We start from the raw sequence: 9009 nt of genomic DNA on the forward strand, positions 1-9009 counted from the left end.
GGCCGTCACCGCCAAGGCGATCGCGGCAAGCACTCCCGCCGTCGTTTTGGAAGGCCGGCGACGTTGCCACGGTGGCGGTGCTGGACAGGGCGGCGGCCCTGGCGGCGGTCCGGCTGGCGGTGGCGGTCCCGGACAAGGAGCCGGCCACGGCGGCGGTGCTGGACAGGGCGGCGGCCCTGGCGGCGGTGCTGGACAGGGCGGCGGCCCCGGTGGCGGCCACGGCGGCCCAGGTCAAGGCGGTCAGGGCGGCCCCGGTGGCGGCCACGGCGGCCCAGGTCAAGGCGGTCAGGGCGGCCCCGGTGGCGGCCCCGGACACGGCGGCAACAGCCCCACACCAGTCGGCGGCAAAGGCGGTCCCGGCGGTGGCGCGAACAACAAGACACGTTCGGTCGCCGACGTACGCGGCGGATTCCATTCGCCCGGTCGGCCAGATGGCGGCAGGGTTGCGAACTTCCGCGGTGCGGGAGCACCCGCAGCCGACTTCCGCGGCGCGTTCCGCGGACCCGGCGGACCCCGAGCCGACTTCCGCGTCGGTGCGCGCGGTCCCGGCATCCCAGCCGGGAACTTCCGGGCGAATTTCCGTGGTGTCGGTGCGCCACCCTTCGGAAAGTGGTGGGGTCCCCGCGGCGGCTTGGGTATCAACCTGCGGGGCCCCGGCGCCCAGGCCAACCTGAACTGGGGATTCCGCGGTCACGGCTGGCCGGCGTGGCGGTTCCGCGGCGACTTCCGCGGACCCGGGATCATTGGCGATTTGCGATGGGATGCGAGGTTCCGCAGCCCGGGTCTGCACCTGCACGTGCCGCCGTGGTTCGGCGGTCCGGCACCGTGGGGTCTCGGACGAGCGCCGTGGGGCTGGGGGCCTCCGCCACTGCCCCCACGCGCATGGGGCAACCCGCTGTGGTCATCGCTACGACCCTTCGGCTGGCGCTGGGGTCCACCACCCGCCGGCTGGGTGGGGCCCACGCTGAACTACCTGGGCTACTCGGTCGTGCCGGTATGGGATCCGTACTACATGCAGTGGGGCTTCTGGCTCTACGGGATCTGGGTCCCGATTCCAACGCCGTAGGCATCAGCTAGGAGGACGTAGGGATGAGCACCCGGAGTGGTGAAACGGGCTCTTTTCGTCCGGGGGGTAGCGGCTACCCGCGTCCTCCCCAAACGGATGAGTTCGGTCGCGGAGTGCAACCTCGTGACGACGTTCGGCGCCCCAACTCCGAACCTCGCGAGGAGCTCCCGCGGCGCACCCCAATCACCAATTTCCGTTCGCCACCGTGGCAACGTCGCCGGCCTTCCAAAACGACGGCGGGAGTGCTTGCCGCGATCGCCTTGGCGGTGACGGCCTTGGTGATTGCCGTGGTGTCGCTGGTGACTCAGCCTGAACCCGCATCCACCCCTACGGCGGCTACGCCCAACCCGCAGGCCATCACGGATGCGGACAAGGCCATGTGCCAGGCCATCGGGCCGCTGATGAAGGAGAACGACGACCGCAGCAACGCATTCTTGGCCACCGGCGAAGCGGGGTCACCCGAACGCGACGGAGCGCTGTCGAAGTTCGTCTCCGATACCCGAGGCTGGGTGCAACGGACGCAACAGACGCTCGACGCCCACGCCAGCCCGCCGCGGTTCACCGTCCGCGCGCTGCAGCGCTATGTTGATGACATCCAAATGTTTGTCGCCAGCGTCCGTCCCGGTCCGGGTACCCAGTATGACGAGGCGGCGTGGACCGACAGCATCGTTGCGTATGGCGGCGTGTTGTCATCCTGCCAACAGATGGGCGTCACCTGGTAGCACGCATCCATGTCCTGAAACGGCCCCTGTAACGGCCCAGGACATCGGACCATACACGACGGATAACCCGTATGATCCTGCCATGAAAGATCGGCGGGCGGTTCCTCATGCGTAGCCATGGCTGGTCCGGAAACACACCTGCCTCCGACGAAGAAGCCATCGAGCGGATCCTGGACGCGGCCGACCGGATCATCAATGAGCGCGGTTCCGCCATGCGGATCGCAGACGTGGCAAGGGATTTGGGCGTCACGCGCCAGACCGTCTACCGGTACTTCCCCGGAACCGAAGAGCTGTTGATAGCTACCGCGATGCGCTCGGCCGACGGCTTCCTTGAGGATTTGGAGACGCACCTCAAGGGCATCACCGATCCGGTCGTGGCGATGATCGAGGGAATCGTGTACGCCGTCGAACACCTAGCCGCGGACAAGCAGTTCGATCTGGTGCTGAAACCAAGGAACGGGGGCGGGCAGACGGTTTCCATCATGTCCGACACCGGCATGGCATTCGGTCGCTCGATGCTGCACAAATTCGATGTCGATTGGGTACAGCACGGTTTTGACGAGGACGGCCTAGACGAACTGGCCGAGTTCTGTCTTCGAGTGCTGCATTCGTTCCTCGTCGATCCCGGCCGACCACCCCGCAGCGGCGATGACCTGCGCCGCTACCTCACCCGCTGGATTGGGCCCGCGATCGCTTATCCGCAGCTAGCGCGAGCAATGTCCCCCTTGCACGAACCAGAGCGGCAACGAACCAGACGTCGTTCGTCCGCGGCATCCTGATCCCCGGAATGGCTATGGCCTTGCGAGTATGGCCATACATTGCCCATACTGTGTATGGTCAGGGCATCGCCGCGCACCCCTGGGAGGCACCAGGATGACAGATCTGCAAGTGAGGCGAGTTCGCTTCGACTTCTCGCGCGACGACGTTCCGTTCAATTGGCAGCCCGAACGGCCCGCGTTCGGCATGCTATGCAATCTAATCTCTTTGTTTGCACCAGGATTCGAAAAGTTCATTGTCGACGGGACACGCGAGGCCATTCCGCTGATGCGCAGGCCGGAGGACGTCGAGGAAGCAACCGCCTACCTGCGTCAGGAAGCTCAGCACTCGGCGGCCCACATGAGCCACGTCCGGGCGCTGAGCCGACGCTGGCCCGGCCTGCAGGACACCATGCAGCAAGTCATCGATTCCTTCGATCACCTCACCGCCACCAAGCCGCTCGCGTGGCGGCTTGCCTACCCGGCCGTTGTCGAGGCCACATTCACGCCCTACTTCAAAGTGTTTCTCGACCATGAAGACAAACTGTTCCGCCCGGGTGACGAGCGGGTCGCGTCACTGTTCATCTGGCATTTCGTCGAAGAGATCGAGCACCGCAGTTCGGCACTGCTCGTTTACAACGCCGTACATGACAGCTATCCCTACCGTCTCAAGACCATCGGCGGCGTCGTCAAGCACATCAGCGAGATTCTGTCCATCATCGCCACCGGCTTCCAAGAGCACGTACCCCCATGCGATGGTGGACAATTCGGCCGCCTCATTCCGAATGGACTATCGTTCAACGCCTTTCGAGACTCGCTGAAGGCGACGCGCGAGCTTTGCTCGCCGGGACAGGGTACCTACGCCGGCGTTCCGCGGCGAGAAGTCCTCGAGATGATCACCGGCCTGGTCCGCTCCCAGAGTCCCGGCCATGATCCCAAGTACGAAAATTTGCCGCCCTTCGCCGGCCGCTGGCTGAAGAAATACGACGAAAACCCCAAGGTCGCCGCCCGTTGGTACACGTTAGGCGCCAACGCCATCCATTGACCCGCTCCGCGACTTCTACGATGGGCCTCACGATCAGCCGAGCGAGGAGGTCGACATGGCGGGGCTGGGACAGATTGCGATGAACAGTGCGCCAATCTTTGGCGGCGTGATGCTGGCAGTTGCCGCCGGCCAACTGCGAGGTCCGGACTTTCGCGCGTTGATCAGGCAGGACATGGAACTGCTCGACAAACTCCCACCGGAAGCCACCGAGCGGCGAGCCGAATTGCAGCGCACGATCAATGCCCGCATCGATGACCTCATCGAGGCGGCGGACCGGGGCCGCGCCCTGCGCCAGGCCGCCATGTCCTACCAGGGCAATTGGCGCGACATCGTGCTGCTGCTCTGCGCGCTGTTGTTCACGATCGTCTGGTGGGACGGTGTCAGTCACAGCCGGAGCAACTGGCTGCCAATGTTCATCCTGCTGATCGTGCTGTCGCTGGTGACCGCGGTGTACGCGCTTCGAGGCGTGGGCCGGGCAGCGGTGTCGGCAATGCGTCGACGGGACCGCGCCGACCAGTCCTGACCTTTCGGCAAGGCATTGCCCACCACCCAAGTGTGGTGTCAGGCTAACGACATGACAGAGGCTGAAAGTTTCGTCGACCAAACTGTCAAGGGTCTCGCCGACCCGCAGCCCATGTACAGGGCACTGCGCGAGTCGACTCCGGTGTTTCGGGCGCCGCAAGCGGTGGTGCTCAGCCGCCTGTCCGACATCGAGATGGCACTCAAGCGGACCGACCTGTTCTCGTCGAACATGGATGCCGTCGATCTGGGGAATGTGCGTCCGCTGATTCCGTTGCAAGTCGATCCACCAGGGCATGCAAAGTACCGGCGCATCCTGGACCCTCTTTTCACGCCGCGGGAAATGGCCCGGCGGGAACCGCATGTCACCGAGCTGGTGAACGAGATGATCGACGGGTTCGCCGACCGCGGCGAATGCGACTTCCACGCCGAGTTCGCGGTCCCGCTGCCGTGCACGGTGTTCCTGCAGTTGCTGGGCCTGCCGCTGGATGACCTGGACAAGTTCCTGCAGTGGAAGGACGGCGTGATCCGCCCGGAGGGCGCCACCAACTGGGACGACCGCCACGACGCCTCGGCGCAGGTAGCACAGGAGATCTACAACTATTTCGAGCGTGCCATCGACGAGCACATTGCCAACCCGCGCGACGATGTGCTGTCGGCGATGATCGCCGCGAACGTCGAAAGTGAGGGGCGGCCGCTGTCCCGTGAAGAGTTGCTCGACATCTGCTTCCTGTTCCTGATCGCGGGACTGGACACGGTCACCGACTCGCTGGACTGCTTCTTCGTATACCTGGCGCGTCACCCTGATCATCGTCATCAACTCGTCGAGCAACCCGACATCCTGCCGCACGCCGTTGAGGAGCTATTGCGCTGGGAGACACCGGTGCCCGGGGTGGCCCGGGTGGCGATGCAGGACGTCGAAGTGGGTGGCTGCCCGATCAGCAAGGGCGAAAGAGTCAGTCCGCTGCTGGGAGCGGCAAACACCGACCCGGCGGAGTTTCCCGATCCGGAACTGGTGGATTTCGCCCGCAGCCCAAATCGCCACCGCGCCTTCGGCGGAGGTCCGCACCGCTGTCTCGGCTCGCACCTGGCCCGCATGGAACTGCGCGTGGCACTGCGTGAATTCCACAGGCGCATACCGGATTACCAAATAAAGCCGGGAACCGAGTTGCAGTACACCGCCGCGCTGCGCTCGGTTGAGGCTCTGCCACTTACCTTCCCGGTTGCGGCGCGATGACGCACGTGTCGGTTGACCCGGACCGTTGTGTCGGGCATGGACGTTGCTACACGCTGGCGCCAGACATCTTCGACGCCGACGAGGTTGGGCATTCGATCGTGCGTGTTTCCGAAGTCTCCGGCGAACTGGAACTGCACGCCAGCACCGGCGCGCAGAACTGTCCGGAAGACGCGATCACCCTTAGTAAGTGAATTGCAGAGTTTGCTAGGTACGCTGACGCAAACCACAGAAGGGACGCTCGCCAATGCAACCCAACCAGTTGGACCCGATCGCCAGCGAACGGTTGTCGCATGCTGACAAGTCATGGACCTCCGACTTATCGATCAACGAGTTCGCCCTGCTGCACGGCGCGGGCTTCGAACCCATCGAGTTGGTCATGGGCGTGTCCGTCTACCACGTCGGCTTCCAGTTCAGCGGCATGCGCCAGCAACAGGAACTCGGCGTTCTGACCGAGGCGACCTATCGGGCGCGCTGGAACGCGATGGCGCGGATGCAGGCCGAAGCCGACGCTCTCCAGGCGGACGGGATCGTCGGCGTCCGGCTCAACTGGCGCCATCACGGCGAGGGTGGTGAACATCTGGAGTTCATGGCGGTCGGCACCGCAGTGCGCTACGTCGAGAAGCCGGGGGCGTTCCGGCGTCCGAACGGGCAAGCGTTCTCCAGCCACCTGTCCGGCCAGGACATGGTGACGCTGCTGCGATCCGGGTTCACGCCGGTGGCTTTCGTGATGGGCAACTGCGTGTTTCACATCGCGGTGCAGGGCTTCATGCAGACGCTGAGGCAGATCGGCCGAAACATGGAAATGCCGCAGTGGACGCAGGGCAACTACCAGGCGCGCGAACTGGCGATGTCACGCATGCAGACCGAGGCGGAGCGAGACGGTGCGACCGGGGTGGTCGGGGTGCACTTCTCCGTATCGAACTACGCGTGGGGAATGCATACCGTGGAGTTCTATACGGCCGGCACCGCGGTACGCCGCACCGGCAGCGGCGAAACCATAACGCCGTCCTTCGTCCTGACCATGGACAACTGATGGTTGACTTCGATATCGACAGAGTCAGCCGCACCATTTCCGCCGCGCTGTACGGCCCCGGCGGGGTCGGGTTGGTCGTCAAGGTGTTCACCGGTTTGCCCGGCGTGATCCACACGCCGGCGAAACGCGGGCTGTTCCGATCGAATCCCGAGCGCATCCAGATCGGCGACTGGCGTTACGAAATAGCCCACGACGGGCGCCTACTCGCCGCGCATCTGGTGAACGGCATCGTCATCGGCGAGGAAATCCTCGATGCCGCTGCCGTGGGCCCGCACATCGGACGTGCGCTCGGACAAATCGTCGCCCGGTACGGCGCAACGGTAATTCCCAATATCAACGCGGCGACCGAGGTGTTGGCCACCAGTAGCGGCTATTCGCAGTGAGGTCGCCGACGTTACTGAAGGTCTTGTCCAGCTGGTGGTTCCGCCACGTGTGCGGCCGTGACGCCGACGCGCCCTGCTGACCGGTGATCGCTGCACTCAAGTAACTCTTTGAGCGCGTCCGGGAATCCGTCGGCAATCCCCCACAGGTCCGGAATCAGGTCGGGGCACGAAATGATGCCGATGCCCAACTCCCCGTTGAGCGACATCACGGTGATGTTCAGGCCCGCACTACCCAGCAGCGGACCGAGCGGGTACATGGTGTCGATGCCGCACCCCAGGAAATACAACTTGTCCTGCGGCCCAGGCACATTCGACAAGATCATGTTGTAGACGGGGCTGCTGCCGATCGGGATGTGCGGCATGAGGCGCATGGCGGCATCGAACATCGTCTGGCCGCCGAACTGTGTCCAGTCGTGCAGCAACGTGGGTCCGATGGCCGCGGTGTGGTCCTTGGCAGCGGCATTCCCGGCGGCGATGGTGCGAATGCGCTCGGCGGGGTCGCTGATCTGGCTTTCGACTCGGCAGAACATCCACGTGGTCTGGTTGCGGCCGGGCCGGTCGGACTTGTCGTGTACCGACACCGGCACCGTTGCTACCAACGGGGCCTCGGGCAGCTCACCGCGTTCGAGCAAAAACCGTCGCAGCACTCCGGCGCACAAAGCCACCACCACATCGTTGACGGTGACTCCGAACCGGTCCTTGACCCGTTTGACGTCGCGCATATCGAGTTGGGTGTAGGCGACATTTCTTTGTTTGGTCAACGACCCGTTGAACGGCGTGGGCGGTGCGGAAAATGGCGCTGCCATGGTGCGACCCTCGCGCGCTCGCACCACGGTTTGCGCCACCGTCATCAAGGTCGCCGGTACCACACTGGCCAGCTTGAGCGGCCGTAGCGCGAAATTCATGAAGCCGCTCGCCGCGATCTGCAGCGCACTACCCCGTCCCGCGCCCGTGACCGGCTGCGGCGCCGGCGCATCGGGCTCCAAACTGCAGAGCTGGGCCAGCAGGTTCGCCCCGGCTACCCCATCGACCAAGGCGTGGTGAACCTTGAGCATCACCGCCACCGTGTCGTCGCGGGCGCAGCCCTCGATGACCCACATCTCCCATAGCGGCCGGTCGCGATCCAACGGCAATCCTGCTATGTAGCCGCAGATTTCGGACAGTTCACGTCGGCTCCCGGGGGCCGGCATCGCGATCCGGTGCAAGTGCCGCCGCAGCGCAAAATTCTCGTCGTCCACCCATACCGGGTGGTCCGGATTGAACTGGGTGTCAGCCAGTTTCATGCGGAATTCCGGCACTGCCTGCACATGTTTGGACAGTGCGTTGCGGAATCTCGCGTAGCTGTACCCGCCGGGCATCGTCGACGTGTCCAGCTCCAACACGCAGCACACGTTCAGCGGCTGCGTGGGCGTCTCCAGATAGAGAAAGAATGCGTCAAGCCCACTAAGTCGTTCCATAGTCGCCCGCCCGTTCGACGAGAAGAAATTTTTCGAATGCCCCGATCCCCAAAAAACGAGTTTAGGTAGCGGAATCCTCGGGATCCACCCCCACGGAAAGGCGTTGGCGTTAAATGTTGGTGACCGCCGTGCTAATGCGGCAGGTTCGCCGCTGCACGCGGCGCCACCAAATCCGGGTGCGACCGTTGGCCCCGGCTAGATTGCGGTGCATACCCGACACCCCACAAAAACCAAACAATTATTTTTGACCAGCAGGAAGCGTCCGCTGCGCAGCGCCTCGTACAGCCTGGTGCCGTCGCAGTCCAGGTCCGGCATCCGTCGCCCCACCCGCCGGTCGTCTCGTCTACGCCGGGGATAACCCAGTTGCTCTACGCAGAGAACCTGCGCCGACGGCGGCGACGTGCTGACGCGCGCAAGTATTTGTGTTGGGCGCATGAGACTTTCCAGCGGCTGGGCGCTACCAACTGGGCCGCACAGGCCGACACCGAACTGCGTGCCACCGGGGCGACTGCCCGCAAGCGCGATGTCAGCACGGTCGATCAGCTCACGCCGCAGGAGTTGCAGATTGCCCGATTCGTCAGTCGCGGCGAAACCAACCGCGCGATCGCAACCCTGATGTTTCTCAGCCCCCGTACCGTCGACTACCACGTCAGCAAGATCTTCACCAAGCTCGGTTTGTCGTCACGCGCCGAACTCATCCGTATGTCGGGGGGTGTGAACCACCCCGGGTTTGATGCACACCGGTTTATGGGTGTGCAGCCTCTGAGTGGGCCGCGTTTGTAGCGTAGTGGA

The 9009-nt window shown here is 64.3% G+C and carries 11 protein-coding genes; 10 read left to right on the forward strand and 1 reads right to left on the reverse strand.

Annotation, left to right across the window (positions count from 1 at the left end; translation table 11 throughout):
• The 9 genes from BST27_RS34215 to BST27_RS29020 all read left to right on the forward strand — a co-directional run.
• Window positions 1–1066: hypothetical protein (locus BST27_RS34215; RefSeq protein ID WP_249025731.1), on the forward strand; the 1066-nt coding region annotated here is incomplete at its 5' end.
• Window positions 1067–1308: 242 nt separating this feature from the next.
• A complete protein-coding gene (locus tag BST27_RS28985) occupies window positions 1309–1788 on the forward strand; it encodes a hypothetical protein (RefSeq protein ID WP_079220252.1) in 480 nt (159 codons plus the stop codon).
• Between the two features lie 107 nt (window positions 1789–1895).
• Complete coding sequence (locus BST27_RS28990) at window positions 1896–2567, forward strand: TetR/AcrR family transcriptional regulator (RefSeq protein WP_069422547.1); 672 nt, start codon at window positions 1896–1898, stop codon at window positions 2565–2567.
• Between the two features lie 94 nt (window positions 2568–2661).
• Window positions 2662–3588, forward strand: coding sequence for a metal-dependent hydrolase (locus tag BST27_RS28995; RefSeq protein WP_069422546.1), 927 nt, complete (start codon window positions 2662–2664; stop codon window positions 3586–3588).
• A gap of 55 nt (window positions 3589–3643) precedes the next feature.
• Window positions 3644–4111 (forward strand): hypothetical protein, encoded by a 468-nt coding sequence (locus tag BST27_RS29000; RefSeq protein ID WP_069422545.1) that lies wholly within the window; start codon window positions 3644–3646, stop codon window positions 4109–4111.
• Between the two features lie 51 nt (window positions 4112–4162).
• Complete coding sequence (locus tag BST27_RS29005; RefSeq protein ID WP_069422544.1) at window positions 4163–5344, forward strand: cytochrome P450; 1182 nt, start codon at window positions 4163–4165, stop codon at window positions 5342–5344.
• A complete protein-coding gene (locus BST27_RS29010; RefSeq protein ID WP_069422543.1) occupies window positions 5341–5535 on the forward strand; it encodes a ferredoxin in 195 nt (64 codons plus the stop codon). The genes BST27_RS29005 and BST27_RS29010 overlap by 4 nt, the downstream gene beginning before the upstream one ends.
• Window positions 5536–5588: 53 nt before the next feature.
• Window positions 5589–6377 carry a heavy metal-binding domain-containing protein gene (locus BST27_RS29015; protein WP_069422542.1) on the forward strand — a complete coding sequence of 263 codons (789 nt, stop codon included), beginning with the start codon at window positions 5589–5591 and terminating at the stop codon, window positions 6375–6377.
• Complete coding sequence (locus BST27_RS29020; RefSeq protein WP_069422541.1) at window positions 6377–6760, forward strand: DUF5073 family protein; 384 nt, start codon at window positions 6377–6379, stop codon at window positions 6758–6760. Before BST27_RS29015 ends, BST27_RS29020 begins: the two co-directional genes overlap by 1 nt.
• An 11-nt stretch (window positions 6761–6771) precedes the next feature.
• Here BST27_RS29020 and BST27_RS29025 read toward each other — a convergent pair whose 3' ends face one another.
• Window positions 6772–8217, reverse strand: a complete 1446-nt coding sequence (locus tag BST27_RS29025; protein ID WP_079220251.1) for a WS/DGAT/MGAT family O-acyltransferase — start codon at window positions 8215–8217, stop codon at window positions 6772–6774.
• A gap of 363 nt (window positions 8218–8580) precedes the next feature.
• Between BST27_RS29025 and BST27_RS29030 the strand changes: the two genes are divergently transcribed.
• Window positions 8581–9000 carry a helix-turn-helix domain-containing protein gene (locus tag BST27_RS29030; protein WP_069422540.1) on the forward strand — a complete coding sequence of 140 codons (420 nt, stop codon included), beginning with the start codon at window positions 8581–8583 and terminating at the stop codon, window positions 8998–9000.
• Window positions 9001–9009: the final 9 nt, after the last annotated feature.

Source organism: Mycobacterium intermedium (assembly GCF_002086275.1).
GTDB classification, from domain to species: Bacteria; Actinomycetota; Actinomycetes; order Mycobacteriales; family Mycobacteriaceae; genus Mycobacterium; species Mycobacterium intermedium.

Coding starts and splice junctions, on each gene's coding strand:
- BST27_RS29020 (WP_069422541.1), top strand. CDS start 6,377: ATGGTTGACTTCGATATCGACAGAGTCAGCCGCACCATTTCCGCCGCG.
- BST27_RS29005 (WP_069422544.1), top strand. CDS start 4,163: ATGACAGAGGCTGAAAGTTTCGTCGACCAAACTGTCAAGGGTCTCGCC.
- BST27_RS28995 (WP_069422546.1), top strand. CDS start 2,662: ATGACAGATCTGCAAGTGAGGCGAGTTCGCTTCGACTTCTCGCGCGAC.
- BST27_RS29015 (WP_069422542.1), top strand. CDS start 5,589: ATGCAACCCAACCAGTTGGACCCGATCGCCAGCGAACGGTTGTCGCAT.
- BST27_RS28990 (WP_069422547.1), top strand. CDS start 1,896: ATGCGTAGCCATGGCTGGTCCGGAAACACACCTGCCTCCGACGAAGAA.
- BST27_RS29025 (WP_079220251.1), bottom strand. CDS start 8,217: ATGGAACGACTTAGTGGGCTTGACGCATTCTTTCTCTATCTGGAGACG.
- BST27_RS29000 (WP_069422545.1), top strand. CDS start 3,644: ATGGCGGGGCTGGGACAGATTGCGATGAACAGTGCGCCAATCTTTGGC.
- BST27_RS29010 (WP_069422543.1), top strand. CDS start 5,341: ATGACGCACGTGTCGGTTGACCCGGACCGTTGTGTCGGGCATGGACGT.